The sequence below is a fragment of the Streptomyces sp. NPDC002643 genome (assembly GCF_053592555.1).
Genome location: NZ_JBSFVY010000002.1, coordinates 46,166 through 63,583 on the forward strand (window position 1 = coordinate 46,166; position 17,418 = coordinate 63,583).

Below are 17,418 nucleotides of genomic sequence, written 5' to 3' on the forward strand. Positions count from 1 at the left end.
CCGGTTCCTCCTCGGCCTCACTCGCCCGTGCGCGCGTCCACGAGCCACTTGCCGCCGTTCTTCACGAGCTGGAGGTTCACGGAGACGGGGGTCGAGTCCCCGCCGGAGCCCCAGCTGCTCCGCTCCGTATAGGTGACCTGCACCCACACCTCGGTCGGTGTGCGCGGTGCCTCCCCCGGAATCACCGTTCCGATGTCGTCCGCGCTCACCTTCAGCCCGCCCTTCTTGGCGGCGTCGCACGTCACGTCGCAGCGGTCGCTGCTGCTGTCGCGCAGCTTGCGCACATAGGCGGTGGTGGCGTACGGGGTGATTCGCTTCAGATACGCGCGCGGGCTGTCGACGGCCCAGTCCTGTTCGGCATAGGCGTGGACAAAGGCGGCCGCCACCATCTCGGGGTCGCCGTAGTCGACGGCGGTCGAGGCGCTGGGGCTCGCGGAAGCGTCCTCGGCCGGTGAGTCCGTCGGCTCCCCGGTGCCGGGTGCGGCGCTCACGGACGGAGTGGACGAGGAGGGCGTGGGGCCCGGCTCCTCGTCCTTGGTGCAGCCGCCGAGGACGGCGACGGCCAGGGCCGCGAGGCACAGGGCCGTCGCACGGCGGTGCGTGGTGATCACAGGGTCCTCCTGGTGAGGCTACGGCCGGGCGCGGCCTAGTCGGTTCCGTCGTCGACCGGCTCGGAGGAACTGCCTCCCGAGTCGTTCAGCAGCCGGGAACCACCGATCCACTGGTTCATCCAGTAGTCGTTCTTGCTGACGTTGTCGACGATCTCGACGGTCTTCCCGGTGCGTGGTGCGTGAATCATCTGGTCGTTGCCCAGATACATGCTCACATGGTGGATGCCGGCGACCGAGCCGTCGTCCGTCCAGAACATCAGGTCGCCCGGCTTGAGGGCGCCGTACGAACTCACCCGGGTGCCCGCGTTCCACTGGTCACCGGTGTAGTGGCCCAGGGCGATGCCGACCTGTGCGTATGCGTAGAGGGTGAGTCCCGAGCAGTCGAACCCCTCGGAGACGCCCGAGGGGCAGTCCTTGGTGTAGGTCGGGCCGTTGGCGTCGCCGCCCGCCCAGCAGTAGTCGACGCCGAGCTGGTTCTTCGCGGCCTGGATGACCTTGCCGACGTCGCCGCTCAGGCCGACGTCCTCGCACTTGATGTTCTTGGCGCGGCCGACGATCAGACCGGCGACGCCTTCCCACTTCGAGTAGGCGTCGGGGAAGGCGGAGACCTGGACGGCCTGCGCTGCCGCTCCCTTGTCCATCTGCTGCCAGTTGGGCACACCGAGCAGACCGCGGGGGTTGGGCGGGCTGGGGTGGTTGGGGCCGCCGTAGAACGCCTTGGAGGAGTACTCGGGGTCCATGATCTCTTCGACCGTGCCCCAACCGGCCGCCGGGCGCTGCTGGAAGAGCCCGATGCTGTCCCGGTCGCCGTAGTCGATGTTGCGCAGCTGGCTTTCCTGAAGGGCCGTCATGATGGCGATGACCAGGCCGTCGTCGGGGACCTTGGTCCGTTCCCCGACGTTGACGATGATCGCCGCGTTGCCCATCTGCTCCTCGGTCACCGTGTACGGGCCGACGCCGGGGACATGGGTCTGGATCTTTTCGCCGCCGGGGTCGCACACCGTCCCGCCGGGGAGATCGCTGCTCTCTCCGTCGCCGTCGTCGGCGCCCAGCGCGGAGTTGAGGATGCCGCTGGCGCCGATGACCGCGACTCCGCCCATGAACATCACGCCACAACCGCTGAACATGAACGCGCAGACGGCGAGAATGACTATGAGGGTTTTCTTGTCCACTGGTCGGTGTGCCCCCCGTTGGCCGCACCCCACAGGATGCTTGTGTGTCTATACCCTACGAGTAAGTGTCTATACTGCCAATCGCCTTGGTGCCGACGGCATGTGTAGGGACCTGTACACAGGGAAAAGGGGAACCCGTGACCGAACAGCCGCTTCCCGCTCCCTCCGCGCACGCCCTCGCCGTCGTCATGCGGGACTACCTCTCGTACGGGGAGAGCGGCATGGCCGACCTCAAGGAGGCTGTGCACGCGGTCCGGCGCAAGCCCGTCATCAGCGCGTTCTGCCAGCATCTGAGGCGGGTGCTGGAAGGCGAGGTCCCGGTGCCGACGGACGTCATCAACAAGGAGTTCGAACGCCGCGCCAAGGAGGACGGACCGGCCGAGGACGGCACACCGGTGGAGCCGGTGCGCTACGACGAGCAGCAGGCCTATGAGGCCCTGGCCGACCTGTGGGAGTACCTCGACCTGAACCCCGACGGGGAGCCCGAGGGCGCGGTGACCGAGGCCAAGGCGGCTGTCCGCAGCGGTCGTTCACAGATCCTCTGGGTCGACGGCGACCCCATCCAGGCGCTGAAGACCTGGATGAGCTGGCGCCAACTCGCCCTGTTCCTGGTGGGCGTGGTGCTGTGCACGGTGAGCTGGGCGGTGTACGGGCGCCTGGAGGTCGCGGCTGTCCGAGGCCTCATGCTGCTGCTGACCATCGTCGGCTTCGTCATGGCGAGCATCGGCGGCGGCGCCCTGTGGCTGCGCCGGGTGCGCTACGTGAACCCGGACGCGTTCCTGCCGAAGCAGCCGAAGCCCAAGGAAGGGCGCCGCTGACGGTCGCCACCGCGACCCACCACGCCGGACCGCCCCCGACGCGCCCCCGCCCCCGACGCAACCCCCACCCTCCCAGTGGCCTCTACCTAAGTGGCCCTCTACGGCGTCATGCCCGGCAGAGGGAGTGGAACGGGACGTTTGGGGTGAATGTGGAGCCGCGTCAGCGATCAGCGAAGTCCGGGGCGGCAGCGAAGTCCGGGGCGGCAGCGCTGTCCGAGGCGGCAGCGCTGTCCGGGGCCCGGCGGCCGGCCGTGTCCGTTGTCGTGATCGTCTACAACGACGCGGCCCGGCTGCCCGCGGCGGTGGGTTCGGTGCTGGCGCAGACGTTGCGGAGCGTCGAGGTGGTGATCGTCGACGATCACAGCACGGACGGTTCGTACGAGGTGGCGAGCCGGTTGGCCGCCGAGCATCCCGGGCGGGCGCGGGCGTTCCGGCTGCCCGAGAACAGCGGCGGCTGTGGTGCGCCCCGTAACCACGGCGTCCGCGAGGCGCGCGGCGACTACGTCCTCTTCCTCGACAGCGACGACGTCCTGGAACGCGACGCCTGCCGGAACATGCTGGAGGCCGCCGAGACCACCGGCGCCGATCTGGTCTCCGGCCTGTGTGTACGGGTCTCCGTGGACACCCGGACCCGCAAGGAGGTCAAGTGGTACCCGTGGCTCTACGCCCGCACCCGTACCCTCGACTCGATCTCCGAGCTGCCCGACCTCCTCGTCTACGACACCCTCTCCACCAACAAGTGCTACCGGAGGGAGTTCCTGATCGAGCAGGGGCTCGCGTTCCCCGTGGGGATTCACTACGAGGATCTCCTCTTCTCGGCCCTCGCCTATACCGCCGCCCGCCGGATCACCCTCATCCCCAACCGGGTCTACGACTGGAACGTGGCCGAGAAGGCGTCGGCCGCCTCCCTGTCGATCAGCAATCGGCGGGCCGAGATCGCCAACTTCGCGCATCGGATGGAGATCCATCGGCGGGTTGACCGACTGCTCGCCGACAAGGGGCTGCCGGCGCTGAAGTTCCAGAAGGACGTCAAGTTCCTCAAGCACGACCTGGTGCTGCACCTGCGTGATCTGCCCTTCCGGGACGCCGGCTACCGCCGGGAGTTCGCCGAGCTGGCCCGCACCTACCTCGACTCCGTCGACCCGGCCGCGTACGACGAGGTCGAACCCATCCACGCCATCTGCGCGTTCCTGCTCCGCGAGGGCGACTGGGGCGACCTCCTGCCCGCCGTCGACACCCTCACCAACCGCGACAAGGTCTCCGCCCCGCTCGTCGAGCGCGACGGCCGGGTGTACTGGTGCGATGCCGAGGGACTGGACGATCAGGGGCCAGATGGTGAGTTCGCGCGGCGGGTCCTCGATGTCACCGAACTGGGGTATCACGCACGCCCGTTGCCGAAGCTGTTCCTGCGCAACGAGCTGACGGAGTACCGGCGGTCCCGCGCGTACTGGGCGGGGGAGGGGCCGGGGGTGGTGCGGCTCGCCGGGCGGGTCACCAATCCGCTCGGTGCGGTTCCGGCCGGTGCCCGGCTCTCCGCCGAGCTGGAGTTCTACGCCCGCCGCCCGGGTGTGCGGTTCGGGACGTTCCGGGTGCCGGTGGCGGACGTGCGGCACGAGGGGGCGTATGTCGGGTGGGAGACCGCCGTCGACATCAGCGAGGCCGTGCGCCCGCTGGGGATCGTGGACGCCGTCTGGGACGTACGGTTCCATCTGGACGTCGACGGGGAGCGTACGACCAGTCGGCTCAGCGCCGCCGAACCGGGGCTGGTGGAGGGCGAGTTGCCGGTGCGGCCCCGGCTCACTCGGCTGGTCGCCGACCGCGTCGAGCCGCATGTCTCCGCCCGGGGGCACCTCGCCTTCCGGCTCGTCCCCGACAAGAAGGCGAATGCCCTCGTCACCCGCGGCCTTCACGGCACCCCCGGCCGACTGGCCAAGTCCGGCTACCGCAAGGCGAGGACGCTGCGCAAGAGGGCCACCTCCACGGACGCCGGAATCCGCCTTTATCACGAGGTCTTCCAGCGCCTGCCGAGACAGCGGCGGCTGGTGGTCTTCGAGAGCCATCTCGGCCGGCAGTACAGCGACAGCCCCCGGGCGATCTACGAGGAGATGCGCCGCCAGGGACTGGAGTTCGAGGCCGTGTGGTCGTACGAGGGCAGGCCCGACGGCTTCCCGGCCGATGCCACCCTCGTACGCCGCTGGTCCCTGCCCTATCTCCGGGCCCTGGCGCGCGCCGAGTTCTGGATCGACAACCAGAGCTATCCGCTCAAGCTCACCAAGCGCCCGGGGACGACCTACCTCCAGACCTGGCACGGCTCGGCCCTCAAGCGCATGGGCTTCGACGAGCCGGGCTGGAAGCGCAAGTCCCGTGCCGAGCAGGCCGAACAGCAGCGCACCCTCGACCGCTTCGACCACTTCCTGATCCGCTCGGAGCACGACGTCCGCACACTGGCGCGGGCCTTCCGGCTCAGGGAGGAGACCCTGCTGAGGGTGGGGTACCCGCGCAACGACGAGCTGGTCCGGACGAGGGATTCCGCCGAACGGCCGCCGCTCGCCGCCGAGTTGGGCATCCCGGCCGACAAGAAGGTGCTGCTGTACGCGCCTACGTTCCGGCAGCCCGGCGGGCGGCGCTTCTCACTTCCGTTCGACGTGGAGCGTTTCGCGCGGACGCTTGGCGAGGAGTACGTCCTCCTCGTCCGCGCCCACTACCTCAACCATGTCGTCCTTCCGCCGTCCGTCCGAGGGCGGGTCGTCGACGTATCGGCACACCACGATGTGACCCCTCTCCTCGCCCTCGCCGACGCGCTGATCACGGACTACTCCTCCGTGATGTTCGACTACGCGCTGCTGGACCGGCCGATGGTCTTCTTCGCGTACGACTACGACGAGTACGTGCATGAGGGGAGAGGGACGTACTTCGATCTGCTTGAGCGGGCGCCGGGGCCGGTCGTCCGTTCGGAGGAGGAGTTGCACGCGTTGTTGTCGACATCCTCGCTGGAGGAGCAGTCGGTGAAGTACGCGGCGGCGCGGGAGCGGTTCGTGGCGGACTTCGGGGAGTACGACGAGGGGTCGGCGGCGCGGCGGATCGTGGACGAGTTCTTCGCCGGGTGGAAGAAGCGGGGGCGGGCATGACGGGGCGGGAGACGGACATCTCGGGGCCGGGGCGGGACATCTTCATCGTCGCCAACAGCGTGGACGAGCTGGGCGGGGTGACCAGCTGGGCGCATCAGATGGCCCGGCTGTTCGGCGAGCGGGGCCATCGGCCGCGTCTCATCGGGATCACCCCGTCGACGGACCCGTACGACCTGGGTGAACTGCCGTACCCGGCCACCACGTTGTACGACGGTCAGCCGCCGGCGCCGGGGCGGGCGCGGGAGGCGAGCATCCGGGAGAAGGCGGCCGTGCTCAGCCGGCTGTTCCGGGCGGCCCGGCCCGGTGCGGTGGTGATCGTCGCGCAGGTGTGGGCGATGGAGTGGGTGAAGGTGGCCGACACCGCCGGGCTGACCGTGATCGGGATGAGCCATGAGTCGTACGAGACGTCGAAGGCGAGTTCCCGCTTCCGCCGCGTGCTGCGGCACTACGCGGATGTCGACCGCATGCTGGTGCTGACCAGGGAGGACGCCGATCTGTGGATCGGTGAGGGCCTCAACAACACCTCGTTCATGCCGAACGCCGTGCCCTGGCTGCCGGACGAGCCGTCGCCGCGCACGTCGAAGGCCGTGGTCAGCATCGGGCGCCTGAGTGACGAGAAGGGCGTCGATCTGCTGCTGGACGCGTGGGCGGAGATGGCCGCCCGGCACCCCGACTGGGTCCTGGAGATCTACGGCTCGGGGGCGGACGAGGAACTGCTGAGGAAGCAGTGCGCGGCGCTCGGCCTCGACGACTCGGTGCGGTGGAGGGGGCGTACGGGTGATGTGCGGGGCGCGTTGCGGGGCGGTTCGGTCTTCGCGCTCCCCTCGCGGGGCGAGGGCTTCCCGCTGGCCCTGCTGGAAGCGATGGCCATGGGCGTCCCGTGTGTCGCGTTCGACTGCGCGCCCGGCGTCCACGAGATCGTGACCGACGGCGAGACCGGCCTGCTCGCCCCACCCGGCAACACCGGCGAACTGGCCCGCAAGCTGGACCTGTTGATGTCGGACGGGGCGCTGCGGGACCGGATGGGGGAGAAGGGGAGGGAGAGCGTCCGCCGGTACGGGACGGCGGAGATCGTGGACGGGTGGGAGGCGTTGTTCGCGTTCCTGGAGAGGTAGGACTGAGGGGGACTACTTCTTCCCGTTGGTGAACTTCTCGTACTCCTTCATGACGGCCTCCGTCGGGCCGTCCATACGGAGTTCGCCGCGCTCCAGCCACAGCACCCGGTCGCAGGTGTCGCGGATCGACTTGTTGCTGTGGCTGACGAGGAAGACGGTGCCCGCGTTCTTGCGGAGTTCGCGGATGCGGGCCTCCGAGCGTTTGCGGAAGGAGGCGTCTCCGGTGGCGAGGGCCTCGTCGATGAGGAGGACGTCGTGGTCCTTGGCGGCGGCGATGGAGAAGCGGAGGCGGGCCGCCATGCCGGAGGAGTATGTGCGCATGGGGAGCGTGATGAAGTCGCCCTTCTCGTTGATGCCGGAGAAGTCGACGATCTCCTGGTAGCGCTCACGGATCTGTTCGCGGGACATGCCCATGGCGAGGCCGCCGAGGTGGACGTTGCGTTCACCCGTGAGGTCGTTCATCAGGGCCGCGTTGACGCCGAGGAGGGAGGGCTGGCCGTCGGTGTAGATACGGCCGTTCTCGACGGGGAGGAGTCCGGCTACGGCCTTGAGGAGGGTGGACTTGCCGGAGCCGTTGGTGCCGATCAGGCCGATGGCCTCGCCCCGGTACGCGGTGAAGGAGACGTTCCGCACGGCGTGCACCTTGCGGACGCCGGACGCCTTCTCGGACTTCTTCCGCCGCAGGATGCGGTTGAGCGCGGCGGTCGCGGTGCCCCGTCCGGCGCCGGTGCCGTTGACGCGGTAGACGATGTCGACGCCGTCGACGACGACGGTGGGGACGGGGGCGGGAGCGGGGGCCGCCGCGGTCGGGTGCGCAGCGGTGATGGTCTCGGTCTCAGCCACGGCCGTACGTCTCCTCAGCCTTCCAGAAGTAGATGAACCCACCGACGCCCGCGAGGAGCGCCCAGCCCGTGGCGATCGCCCAGACGTGCGGGGGCAGTTGCTTGTCGAGGAAGCTGTCGATCAGCGCGAAGCGCATGAGGTCGATGTAGACGGCGGCCGGGTTGCACTCCAGGAGGAGGTGCACCCAGGCCGGGATGTTCCGGTCGCGGAGGATGTGGTCCATGCTGAACATCACGCCGGACGCGTACATCCACGTACGCAGCACGAACGGCATCAGCTGCGAGATGTCGGGCGTCTTGGCGCCGATGCGCGCCATCACCATCGCCACGCCCGCGTTGAAGACGAACTGAAGCGTCAGCGCGGGGAAGATCAGCAGCCACGACATCGCGACCGGCACCCCGAAGGCCAGCAGGATCACGACCAGCGCGGCCATGGAGAACAGCAACTGCTGGAGCTGCTGCAGGCAGTACGACAGGGGCAGCGAGGCGCGCGGGAAGTGCAGGGCGCGGACGAGGCCGAGGCTGCCCGATATGGCCCGGGTGCCCGCCATGATCGAGCTCTGTGTGAACGTCCACACGAACACGCCGGTGACGAGGAACGGGACGTAGTCCGGGACGCCCTTCTTCGTGCCCATCAGCAGGCCGAAGATCAGGTAGTAGACGAGCGCGTTGAGCAGCGGGTTCGCGACCTGCCAGATCTGGCCGAGCTTGGCCTGGCTGTACTGGGCGGTCAGTTTGGCCGTGGCGAAGGCGGTGATGAAGTGCCGCCGGGCCCAGAGCTGCCGTACGTACTGGCCGAGGGTGGGCCGTGCGCCGCTGACGCTGAGGCCGTGGCGCGCGGCCAGCTCCGCCGGGGATTCGGCGGTGGCCTCGGGGGCGCCCTGGGAAGCGCCCTGGGGGGAGTCCGCCGTGGTACCCGGCGGTGTGTGGAGGACCTGGCTCACATCCGCTGCTTTCGGTGGTGGGGCCGGTGGGGGTGTCGCTCTTGGGGGTTCTTGCTCTGCTCTTGCCTGGGACTTGCCTGGCTTTTGCCCGGGCCTTGCTCGGGTCTTACGTCGGGACGGGACCGTATCGTCGCAACGCGAGCGTAAGCCGTTATGACGTTGGAACGCAACCGTTTCGTCGTCACGGCCTATGCTGTTGCGCATGACGAGCGACGGGGAGAGCGGGAAGGGTGCCGCGGGGCGGTCGGCGGGAGAGCCGGCCAGGCCGCGCCGCCGGGCGCCCGCCGGGGCGGCGGTGCTGCGTGAGGATGTGACCGAGGCCATCCGGGCGGCCGTCTTCGAGGAACTCGCGGCCGTCGGGTACGCCCGGATGTCCATCGAGGGCATCGCGCGCCGGGCGGGCGTCGGCAAGACGGCGGTCTACCGCCGCTGGCGTTCCAAGCTGCACCTGGTGCTCGACCTGGTCTCCGCGATCGCCGTCCAGGGGCTGCCCCTGCCGAACACCGGTTCGCTGGAGGGCGATCTGCGGCTGCTGTACGAGGTCACGTCGCGGGCGCTGCGCCACCCGGTCGCCGGGCAGATCATCCCCGACCTCCAGGCCGAGGCCGCCCGCAACCCCGAGATCGCCGAGGCCATGCAGAAGGCGTTGCGGGAGGGCCAGCAGAGCGTGGCGACCGGGATCGTGGCGGCGGCGGTGGCGCGGGGCGAGATCCGGGAGGGCGTCGACGAGGACCTGGCCCTGGACCTGATCTCCGGCCCGCTGTACTGGCGCTCGGTGGTCGTCCGCACGCCGAAGCTGCCGAAGGGGTACCTGGAGAGTCTGACGAGGGCTACGGCGGCGGGATTGCGGGTGCTGTAGCGGGTCGTAGCGGGTCCCGTGGCGAGCCCTCCCGGAATACCCCATGGGGGTATATGGTTGGGGTGTGAGTCAAGGCGCGTACCGCCCTTACCACCGTCCGCCGGAAGGGGATGAGGTCCATGGACCACAGCGCCCATGCCGCACACAGTGCTCACGACGCTCATGACGCTCAAGGTGCCGGCGGTGCCTCCTGGGGCATGGCCGTGAAGGCGACGCTGCACTGCCTCACCGGGTGTGCCATCGGCGAGATCCTCGGGATGGTCATCGGTACGGCCCTGCTGTGGGGCAATGTGCCGACCATGGTGCTCGCCATCGCACTGGCGTTCCTCTTCGGCTACTCGTTCACGCTGTTCGCGGTGCTCCGCGCGGGCCTGAGCCTCGCGGCCGCGATCAAGGTCGCACTCGCCGCCGACACCGTCTCGATCGCCGTGATGGAACTGGTCGACAACGTGATCATCGCCCTCACCCCGGGCGCGATGGAGGCACACATCGACGACGGCCTCTTCTGGTCGGCCCTGCTGGGCGGTTTCGCCGTGGCGTTCCTGATCACCACACCGGTGAACAAGTGGATGATCGGCCGGGGCAAGGGGCACGCGGTGGTCCACGCCCATCACTGACGGGCGAGGGTGAGTCGTCGGCACAGCTCGGTGAGTTCGGGGGTGCGGAGGACTCGGCTGCCGAAGCCGGGGAGGGGCACGTGGAGCGCGTCCAGCCAGCGCTCCGGGATGGCGTCGGCGCCGTGGATCGCCCCCGCGAGGCCACCGGTCACCGCGGCGACGGTGTCCGTGTCACCGCCGAGGTCGACGGCCGCGCGTACGGCGTCCTCGTACGAGTCGGTCGTACGCACGGCCCATACGGCGCAGCCGAGGCAGGGCCAGACGGCGCCGTTGAACTCTGTGGCGTCGTCCGGGTGCCAACTCGGGGCGAGGACGGTGGCGTAGCGGGCGCGGTGTTCTTCCGGTACGGCGTCGAGGGTGCGGGGGAGGGCGGCGAGGATTTCTTGGCGCGCGGTGGCGGGGGCGGCCGCGGTCAGGGCGACCCGTACCAGCTCATGGAAGATCGCGGTGCCTTCCCAGGCCGCCGGGTCGCCGTGGGTGAGCGCGGAGAGCCGCCGGGCGGCGTCCATGGTGGCGTCCCTGCCGTGCGGCGCGAAGTACACCGCCGAGGTGGCCGCGCGCATCAACGCGCCGTTGCCCGCTGCCCGTAGGTTCACCTGGAAATGGGCGTCGGCGGCGCGGTCCCAGGGGTGGCCGTTGGTGAGGACGTCCTCGGTCTGGGTGCCGATGTCCTTGGGATCGGCCGTGGCCCACCGCTGGAACCGCCGGAAGACATCGGGCAGTTCAAGACCGCCGAGTTCGACCAGCGACTCCGCGACGAGCACGGCCATCTGTGTGTCGTCGGTCGCCTCGCCGGGGTCCCAGCCGCCACCGCCGCACATTTCGCCCCCATGGCCCGCCTTCGGGAACCGGTCCGAGAACGCCCCTTCGGCGCCGAATTCGAAGGGCGCGCCGAGGGCGTCGCCCACGGCCGAGCCGAGGATCGCGCCAAGGGCCCGCTGCGGGTCAACGAGAGCCAAGGGTGCCTGCTTTGAGGGTGGTGAGGAGGGCGTGGAGGGGGGTGGGGGTGGTGGTGAGGTGGGTGGTGGGGCGGTCGCCCTCGCGTATGAGTATGGCTGTGGGGGTGGGGGCGAGTTCGACGCAGTTGTCGCCGCCGCTGCCACCCCCCGAGAAGGACGATTTCTGCCAAGCGAGAGACTTGAACACGTTGGCGCCTTTCACAGCTCGTGGGCGATGCGGGCGATGAGGTCCCGGGACGCATCCGGGGGGAGGGCCGTTGTCGAGACACGCTCGTAGCGTTGGCGGTACTCCTTCAACCGCGACTCAGCGTCGAAGAAGTCGCCTCCGTGGCCTGTGTCGATCTGCACGGTGTCGAGTTGAGGCACGGGCCCGTGGATGTACAGCATCGAATACCCGGCACCGGCGAAGTCTTCGCTGTCAAAAGGGACTACGCGCACGGTCACGTGGTTCAGTTCCGAGATGGCGAGGATGCGCTCCAACTGGGCCTGCGCCGCTTTGCGGCCGCCCACGCGAAGCCGGAGCGCCGTCTCGTGGATCACCGCTTCATACGGCGTGGCGCGCTCTTCCGAGAGGATCTGCTGTCGACGCGACCGAAACGCCACAAAGGCATCCTGCTCCTGGAGCGGCCAGCTCAGCAACCCGTACTTGAACGCGGCTCGCATGTGGTCCTCGGTCTGCAACAGGCCTGGGATGTGTGCCATTTCAAAGGTCTGGATGCGCACAGCGTGATGCTCCGCCTCCGCCAGGTCGAGACCTGAAGGAGGGATGACCCCCCGGTACTTTTCCCACCAGCCCTTGCCCCGTTCCGTGGCCATGGCGACCAGCGCATCGACGTACGCCTTGTCGTCGCACGCGCAGTGAGCGGCGAGGCGCCGGATGCGATCCGGACTGATTCCGCTGCGGCCGGTCTCAACGTGGCTCTGCTGCATGTGGTTCGAGCCGATGAGCGGGGCGGCGGCTCGGGCGGTGAGTCCGGCGCGTTCACGCATCTTGCGGATCTCGGCACCCAGGCGTTCCTGCCGTCGGGTGGGGTTGCTCCTCTGCGGCATCGGTATCTGCTCCTGGCCTTTCTGCTGCACGAGTAGGCGGGCCAAGCATGGCACGGGTCACTCGACAGGGCTGCATTGTCACGTAGAGGTTGCGACACGTAGACGTTGCGCCCTACCTTCGGTGATGTGCCCGGCACTCGGAGTGCAAACGCACCCTCCTGGTGCCTCAACTCACCCATGCCCCAAGCAAGTTGGAGTTGACGAGCCATGCCCAAGTATCAGCTGAACTGTCCCAACCTCCCCACCACCCCCCGCGTCGCCCGCGAATTCGTCACCACAGTCCTCCGCATCCTCAGACTGGACGCCCTCGTCGACGACGCGGTGCTCTGTACCTCCGAGTTGGTCACCAACTCCTTCGCGCACACCAAGGGCCGGGGCACCCTGTTGCTGCTGGACACCGACGGCTTCCACAACGCCGTGCGCATCACCGTCTACGACGAGTCCCGCAGGCTGCCGCGCCAACTGGAGGGCTACGACCCCGAATCGGGCCGGGGCCTGTGGATCGTCGACACGGTCAGTGAGGGCCGCTGGGGAACGGACTGGCTGGGCGGCTCCGGAAAGGGCGTGTGGTTCGAGGTGGGCGACGAACAGCCCCGGCGCCCACCGAAGATGCGCAAGGGCAGCCCGGCGTCTTCGATCCGTTCTCGGTGAAACGCTCAGTTCCCGTCCCGGGCGCGGAGTTCGCCGTCACGGGTCCAGCCCGCCCACGCGGACGCGATCATCTCCTCCACTCCGTAACGGGCCTTCCAGCCCAGCTCGGTGGTGATGCGGTCGGCGGAGGCGACCACGCGCGCGGGATCGCCGGGGCGGCGGTCCACGATCAGCGGCGCGGTGTCGTGGCCGGTGATCGTGTTGATGCGGTCGATCATCTCGCGGACCGAGACGCCCTCCCCCCGGCCGATGTTGAGGGTGAGATCCGTGCCCGGTGCCCGGCTGAGCCGCCGCGCGGTCGCCACATGGGCCTCGGCCAGGTCGACGACGTGGATGTAGTCGCGTACGCAGGTGCCGTCGGGGGTCGGGTAGTCGGCGCCGAAGATACGGGGCGGGGCGTTCTCGGTGAGCTTCTCGAAGACCATGGGGACGAGGTTGAAGACGCCGGTGTCGGCCAGTTCGGGGCTCGCCGCGCCCGCCACGTTGAAGTAGCGCAGCGAGGCCGTGGACAGGCCCGTCGCCCGGCCCGTGGCCCGCACCAGCCACTCGCCGACCAGCTTCGTCTCGCCGTACGGGCTCATCGGCGCGCAGGGGGTGTCCTCGGTGACGAGGTCGACATCCGGCATGCCGTAGACGGCCGCGGAGGACGAGAACACGAACGAGGGGACGTTCGCGTCCGTAACGGCGGAGAGCAGCGTGCGCAGGCCCTCGACGTTCTCACGGTAGTAGTGCAGCGGGAGTTCGACGGACTCGCCGACCTGCTTCTTCGCGGCGAGATGGACGACGCCGGTGATGTCGTGGTTCCGGACGACCGCCGCCAGCCGCTCGCCGTCCAGCGTCGAACCCACCTCCAACGGCACGCCCTCCGGCACCCGTTCGGCGATCCCGGTGGACAGGTCGTCGTAGACGACGGCCCGTTCACCCGCGTCCAGCATCGCGCGCACCACATGCGCGCCGATGTAGCCGGCACCACCGGTGATCAACCAGGTCATGGACGACGTCTCCTCGTGGATGGTTGCAGCAGGTCTCAGTGAAGCAGGCGTTTCAGGCGGCGGCGTACCACTTCGGTCAATCCTCGCCAACCGGGCGCGAGGCGTAGGGCGAGCGCCCCCGCGTGGGTGGCGTACGGCTGCGCGAGGAGTACGCCGTGGCGTGCGCTCGGTAGTGCGCTCCGGCGCAGGAGGCCGGTGCCCGCTACCGCGTGGGCGGTGGTCTCCCGGTGGCTGCCGTCCCGGAAGCACAGCCGGAGCCTCAGATCCCAGGTGCCGTTGCCCAAGGCCGTCAGATCCAGGGGTATGTCGGCCGCCCAGCTTTCGAACTCGGGCTGCGCGGTCCAGGGGGCCGTGGCGGTGAAGCCCACCCGTCCGTCGTTCCGCTCGGTGAACTCCACCTCCACGGCTTCCGCGCCCGCGTTCGCCACCCGGCCGTACAACTCGTGGAGCCTCAGCCGGAGGACCGTTCCACGCGCGCGTGGGCGCAGTTCCGCGTCGACGGCGATGGGGAGCAGATGGACGGGGCGGACGAGGAGGTGGTCGAGCTCCACGGCGGGGAGGTCCGCCGACCAGATGGGGGAGCCCTCGCCCGCGCGGGCGTACGGCGGGGTCAACCGGGCCGGGCGGGCGGCCAGTTCCTTGAGGCGGGAAAGATCGCGTGGTTCCTCGGAGGCGAGGATCACCCTTGCGAGGACCCGGCCGGGCGCGGGCGACGTCGCGAAGTCGCTCTCGTCGAAGCAGGACAGATACGCCCGCGTGAGCGCCCACCATTCGCGCCGGTGGTCCACGCCGCGCAAGCCCAGCTCGCGTGCGTACATCCGCAGCGAGTGGTCCAGGAAACGGGTCCGCGCCGCCCGAGCCAACCGCTTCTCACCGGCGCCCATCAGGATGTCGTACGACAGTTGGTGCGCGTCTATGCGGGCCCGCCAGTTGGCCATGCCGGAACGGTCCAGGGATATGGACAGCCTGGCCGCCGAGCGGCGTACGTGCCACACGTACACCGGGTCCGGGACGACGGCCACGCGCGGGCCGGCGGCCAGGACGCGCGCGACGAACACGAAGTCCTCGTAGGGGAAGCGGCCTTCGGGGAAGCGGATGCCGTGTTCGCGCAGGAAGGCGGTGCGGTAGAGCTTGTTGACGCAGAGGGTGTCGTCGACGAGGCGTACGCGGCGGTCCGGGTGGGTGAGGAGCGTGCGCTCGGCGTACAGCTCGGGCTGCCACGGGGTTTCGCGCCCCGACGGCATCTCCCTGCGGACGCAGAGGCCGGCCGCGACCGGGGCGTCGTCCGCCTCGGCCGCGCTCAGCAGGGCGTCCACGGCGCCCGGGGGCAGTATGTCGTCGCTGTCCAGGAACATGGCGTACGGCGAACTCGCCGCGTGTAGGCCCTGGTTGCGGGGGGTGCCGCAGCCGCCGCTGTTCGTCGACCGGCGGATCACTCTCAGCCGGGGGTCCTCGGTGGCCAGGTGGGTCAGCAGGTCCACGCTGCCGTCTGCTGAACAGTCGTCGACCGCGATCACTTCGGTGACGGTGGGGCCCTGGGCCAGTGCCGAGCGCACGGCAGCCGTGACGTGGGTGGCGTCGTCGTAGCCGATGACTATGACGGTGACCTTTGGGTTCGCTTGATGGAGAGCCATGCCTGCCCCGGGCCGATGGGTTTTGCTCGGAAATGTGCCGGTACGGGGGCTTCGTGGCCCCCGGGGGGAAGATGGCGTGGGTGGGGGTGGGGTTCCGTTTGGGGGTGGGGATTCCGTGGGAGTGGGTGCGCCTAAGGGGGGAGGGGTGGGGGGATTTTGGCGGGTGCGGGTTTGTGGGGGCTGGTCGCGCCCACGCGGCGGAGCCGCATATCGACACAGCCCCGCGCCCCTTAAAAACGCGCGGCGGCTGTTGTCAGACCTCCGTGTTCAGCTGGACTTGGGTGATGTTCTCGTTCAAGAAGGTGGCCAAGGGCTCGGCCTCGGCTTTGACGGCGGCGGGGAGGCCGGCGAGGCCGCTCCAGGCGCGTAGGTCCGCGCTCGCGGCGGGGCCGTAGGCGGCGAGATAGCGGCGCGGCAGCCGCTGTCCGACGGGATCGCCGTCCTCGGTGGAGGATGAGGGCCGCGACGAGCAGTTCGCCCAGCACCCGGCGCGGCGGGCCGGGCCAGCGGTCCTCAACGGCCTGTACCAGCTCGCTCATGGTGCGGGGCCGCCGGTCGGCCATGACCGCGCGCCCGGCGGCGGCCACCTCGTCGAGGTCGGTGCCGGCCAGTTCCCGCCGGTAGGCGCCCAGCACCCGCTGACGCAGCATCGTGTCGTGGCGCGCTCGCCAGGCGAGCACGTCCTCGGAGGCGACGAGGTGGACGGTGCGGCGCGTCAGATGGGTGGGCACCACGCTGCGGCCGGTCAGCGCGTCGTCCAGGCGTTCGGGCTTGAAGTCGGCCAGACGGGACCACAGCCCGATGAACGGTTCCTGGGGCTCCTGCGCCTGCAGCCCGCACAGACGGACCACCGCCTCGGGCACGGACGCGTCGCCGCGCGTGAGCAGCTGCTGGCGGGCGAGGGTGGCGCGGTTGAGGGCGCGGTTGTCGAGGACGGTCGTGGTCATGGGTGCCACCATGGCCGGGATAGAGGACAGAGGCTGTCCTCTATCTGCTACGGGGCGTTGCGCGCCGCCTCGTCCAGGGCCGCTGTCAGCTGGTTCAAGCGGTCGCGCAGGTCTCGGATCTCGTCGATGTCGAAGGTCGTCGCGGCGACCACGCGACGGGGCACGGCCAGGGCGCGTTCGCGCAGGGCGGTGCCCTCGTCGGTCGGGCGTACGACGACCGAGCGCTCGTCGTGGGCGCTGCGCTCGCGGCGTACGAGACCGGCCGCCTCCAAGCGCTTGAGCAGCGGGGAGAGGGTGCCGGAGTCCAGGCGCAGATGCTCGCCCAGCTTCTTCACGGGCAGTTCGCCCTGCTCCCACAGCACCAGCATCACCAGGTACTGGGGGTAGGTGATGCCGAGGTCCTTGAGGACCACGCGGTAGACGCCGTTGAAGGCGCGCGAGGCGGCGTGCAGGGAGAAGCAGATCTGCCGGTCGAGGCGGAGGAAGTCGTCCCCGGAGATCTCCTCGGATGGGGTGACGGCGCTGGTGGTCATGGCTCCAGGGTACCTCCTGTTCGCCATTTAGTTGTGTGCAATTGAATTGTGTGCTCTACTTGAGGTCGTTACCCCGTGAACTGTTGAAAGGGACGGTTTCCCATGGACGCGCTGTACACCGCTGTCGCCACCGCCACCCACGGCCGCGATGGTCGTGCCTTCACCAACGACGGCAAGATCGACCTCGCGCTGAGCCTGCCGGTGGAGCTGGGCGGCGACGGTCAGGGCACCAACCCGGAGCAGCTGTTCGCCGCCGGGTATGCCGCGTGCTTCGGCAGCGCCCTCGGTCTCGTCAGCCGTGCCGCGAAGGTCGACCTCAGCGACGCCGCCGTGACCGCCGAGGTCGGCATAGGCAAGCAGGGCGAGGGCTTCGCGCTCGCCGTCACCCTCCGCGTCGAACTCCCCGACTCGGTCGACCAGACCACCGGCCGCAAGCTCGTGGAACAGGCCCACCAGGTCTGCCCGTACTCCAACGCGACCCGCAACAACATCCCCGTGGAGCTGGTCGTCGAGTAGGGATCTCTTTCGGGGGAGGGCCAGCTGCGG

Annotated in this window: 18 protein-coding genes; 7 read left to right on the forward strand and 11 right to left on the reverse strand. The window is 69.5% G+C overall.

The features are described 5' to 3' along the window. Positions 1 to 17 precede the first annotated feature (17 nt). Both ACWD4G_RS02750 and ACWD4G_RS02755 read right to left on the reverse strand, forming a co-directional pair. Entirely contained in the window at positions 18 to 611 is a 594-nt protein-coding gene (locus tag ACWD4G_RS02750; RefSeq protein ID WP_451290330.1) for a hypothetical protein, read from the reverse strand. Positions 612 to 646: 35 nt separating this feature from the next. After that, on the reverse strand, positions 647 to 1,783 hold the full coding sequence (locus ACWD4G_RS02755) for a C40 family peptidase (RefSeq protein ID WP_451290331.1): 1,137 nt from the start codon (positions 1,781 to 1,783) through the stop codon (positions 647 to 649). A 137-nt stretch (positions 1,784 to 1,920) separates the two neighbouring features. Between ACWD4G_RS02755 and ACWD4G_RS02760 the strand changes: the two genes are divergently transcribed. The 3 genes from ACWD4G_RS02760 (at position 1,921) to ACWD4G_RS02770 (ending at position 6,844) form a co-directional block, all read left to right on the forward strand. Then, the gene (locus ACWD4G_RS02760; protein ID WP_451290332.1) at positions 1,921 to 2,601 is read left to right on the forward strand and encodes a hypothetical protein; all 681 of its coding nucleotides are present in this window, start codon (positions 1,921 to 1,923) and stop codon (positions 2,599 to 2,601) included. Positions 2,602 to 2,852: 251 nt separating this feature from the next. Further along, positions 2,853 to 5,729, forward strand: coding sequence for a bifunctional glycosyltransferase/CDP-glycerol:glycerophosphate glycerophosphotransferase (locus tag ACWD4G_RS02765; protein WP_451290334.1), 2,877 nt, complete (start codon positions 2,853 to 2,855; stop codon positions 5,727 to 5,729). Beyond that, positions 5,726 to 6,844, forward strand: a complete 1,119-nt coding sequence (locus tag ACWD4G_RS02770; protein WP_451290335.1) for a glycosyltransferase — start codon at positions 5,726 to 5,728, stop codon at positions 6,842 to 6,844. The genes ACWD4G_RS02765 and ACWD4G_RS02770 overlap by 4 nt, the downstream gene beginning before the upstream one ends. Positions 6,845 to 6,856: 12 nt before the next feature. Here the strand turns inward: ACWD4G_RS02770 and ACWD4G_RS02775 are convergent, their stop codons facing one another. Together ACWD4G_RS02775 and ACWD4G_RS02780 are read right to left on the reverse strand one after the other, a co-directional pair. Next, positions 6,857 to 7,687: an ABC transporter ATP-binding protein gene (locus tag ACWD4G_RS02775; protein WP_451290337.1), complete on the reverse strand. Its 831-nt coding sequence runs from the start codon at positions 7,685 to 7,687 to the stop codon at positions 6,857 to 6,859. Next, positions 7,680 to 8,630 carry an ABC transporter permease gene (locus ACWD4G_RS02780; protein WP_451290338.1) on the reverse strand — a complete coding sequence of 317 codons (951 nt, stop codon included), beginning with the start codon at positions 8,628 to 8,630 and terminating at the stop codon, positions 7,680 to 7,682. The genes ACWD4G_RS02775 and ACWD4G_RS02780 overlap by 8 nt, the downstream gene beginning before the upstream one ends. 202 nt (positions 8,631 to 8,832) lie before the next feature. Here ACWD4G_RS02780 and ACWD4G_RS02785 point away from each other — a divergent pair, with 202 nt between their 5' ends. Beyond that, a complete protein-coding gene (locus ACWD4G_RS02785; RefSeq protein ID WP_451290339.1) occupies positions 8,833 to 9,489 on the forward strand; it encodes a TetR/AcrR family transcriptional regulator in 657 nt (218 codons plus the stop codon). Positions 9,490 to 9,608: 119 nt separating this feature from the next. Continuing rightward, on the forward strand, positions 9,609 to 10,106 hold the full coding sequence (locus ACWD4G_RS02790; RefSeq protein WP_451290340.1) for a DUF4396 domain-containing protein: 498 nt from the start codon (positions 9,609 to 9,611) through the stop codon (positions 10,104 to 10,106). Here the strand turns inward: ACWD4G_RS02790 and ACWD4G_RS02795 are convergent. Genes ACWD4G_RS02795 through ACWD4G_RS02805 form a run of 3 tightly spaced genes read right to left on the reverse strand, consistent with a single transcriptional unit; the run spans position 10,100 to position 12,115 of the window. After that, positions 10,100 to 11,065: an ADP-ribosylglycohydrolase family protein gene (locus tag ACWD4G_RS02795; RefSeq protein ID WP_451290341.1), complete on the reverse strand. Its 966-nt coding sequence runs from the start codon at positions 11,063 to 11,065 to the stop codon at positions 10,100 to 10,102. The two genes, ACWD4G_RS02790 and ACWD4G_RS02795, sit on opposite strands and share 7 nt — an antisense overlap. Beyond that, positions 11,052 to 11,252 (reverse strand): DUF397 domain-containing protein, encoded by a 201-nt coding sequence (locus ACWD4G_RS02800; protein WP_451290343.1) that lies wholly within the window; start codon positions 11,250 to 11,252, stop codon positions 11,052 to 11,054. The genes ACWD4G_RS02795 and ACWD4G_RS02800 overlap by 14 nt, the downstream gene beginning before the upstream one ends. A gap of 11 nt (positions 11,253 to 11,263) precedes the next feature. Next, positions 11,264 to 12,115: a helix-turn-helix domain-containing protein gene (locus tag ACWD4G_RS02805; RefSeq protein ID WP_451290344.1), complete on the reverse strand. Its 852-nt coding sequence runs from the start codon at positions 12,113 to 12,115 to the stop codon at positions 11,264 to 11,266. 207 nt (positions 12,116 to 12,322) lie between these two features. Here ACWD4G_RS02805 and ACWD4G_RS02810 point away from each other — a divergent pair, with 207 nt between their 5' ends. Continuing rightward, positions 12,323 to 12,766, forward strand: a complete 444-nt coding sequence (locus tag ACWD4G_RS02810) for an ATP-binding protein (protein WP_451290345.1) — start codon at positions 12,323 to 12,325, stop codon at positions 12,764 to 12,766. 5 nt (positions 12,767 to 12,771) lie between these two features. On the opposite strand, the gene galE is transcribed toward ACWD4G_RS02810, so the two are convergent. The 4 genes from galE to ACWD4G_RS02830 all read right to left on the reverse strand — a co-directional run bounded on the left by galE (position 12,772) and on the right by ACWD4G_RS02830 (position 16,872). Next, the gene (gene galE / locus ACWD4G_RS02815) at positions 12,772 to 13,758 is read right to left on the reverse strand and encodes a UDP-glucose 4-epimerase GalE (protein ID WP_451290346.1); all 987 of its coding nucleotides are present in this window, start codon (positions 13,756 to 13,758) and stop codon (positions 12,772 to 12,774) included. A gap of 35 nt (positions 13,759 to 13,793) precedes the next feature. Further along, a complete protein-coding gene (locus tag ACWD4G_RS02820) occupies positions 13,794 to 15,392 on the reverse strand; it encodes a glycosyltransferase (RefSeq protein WP_451290347.1) in 1,599 nt (532 codons plus the stop codon). Positions 15,393 to 15,622: 230 nt separating this feature from the next. Beyond that, a complete protein-coding gene (locus ACWD4G_RS02825) occupies positions 15,623 to 16,339 on the reverse strand; it encodes a DNA glycosylase AlkZ-like family protein (RefSeq protein ID WP_451290348.1) in 717 nt (238 codons plus the stop codon). 47 nt (positions 16,340 to 16,386) lie between these two features. Next, the gene (locus ACWD4G_RS02830; RefSeq protein ID WP_451290349.1) at positions 16,387 to 16,872 is read right to left on the reverse strand and encodes a MarR family winged helix-turn-helix transcriptional regulator; all 486 of its coding nucleotides are present in this window, start codon (positions 16,870 to 16,872) and stop codon (positions 16,387 to 16,389) included. A gap of 102 nt (positions 16,873 to 16,974) precedes the next feature. Here ACWD4G_RS02830 and ACWD4G_RS02835 point away from each other — a divergent pair, with 102 nt between their 5' ends. Continuing rightward, on the forward strand, positions 16,975 to 17,388 hold the full coding sequence (locus tag ACWD4G_RS02835; protein WP_451290350.1) for an organic hydroperoxide resistance protein: 414 nt from the start codon (positions 16,975 to 16,977) through the stop codon (positions 17,386 to 17,388). Positions 17,389 to 17,418 lie beyond the last annotated feature (30 nt).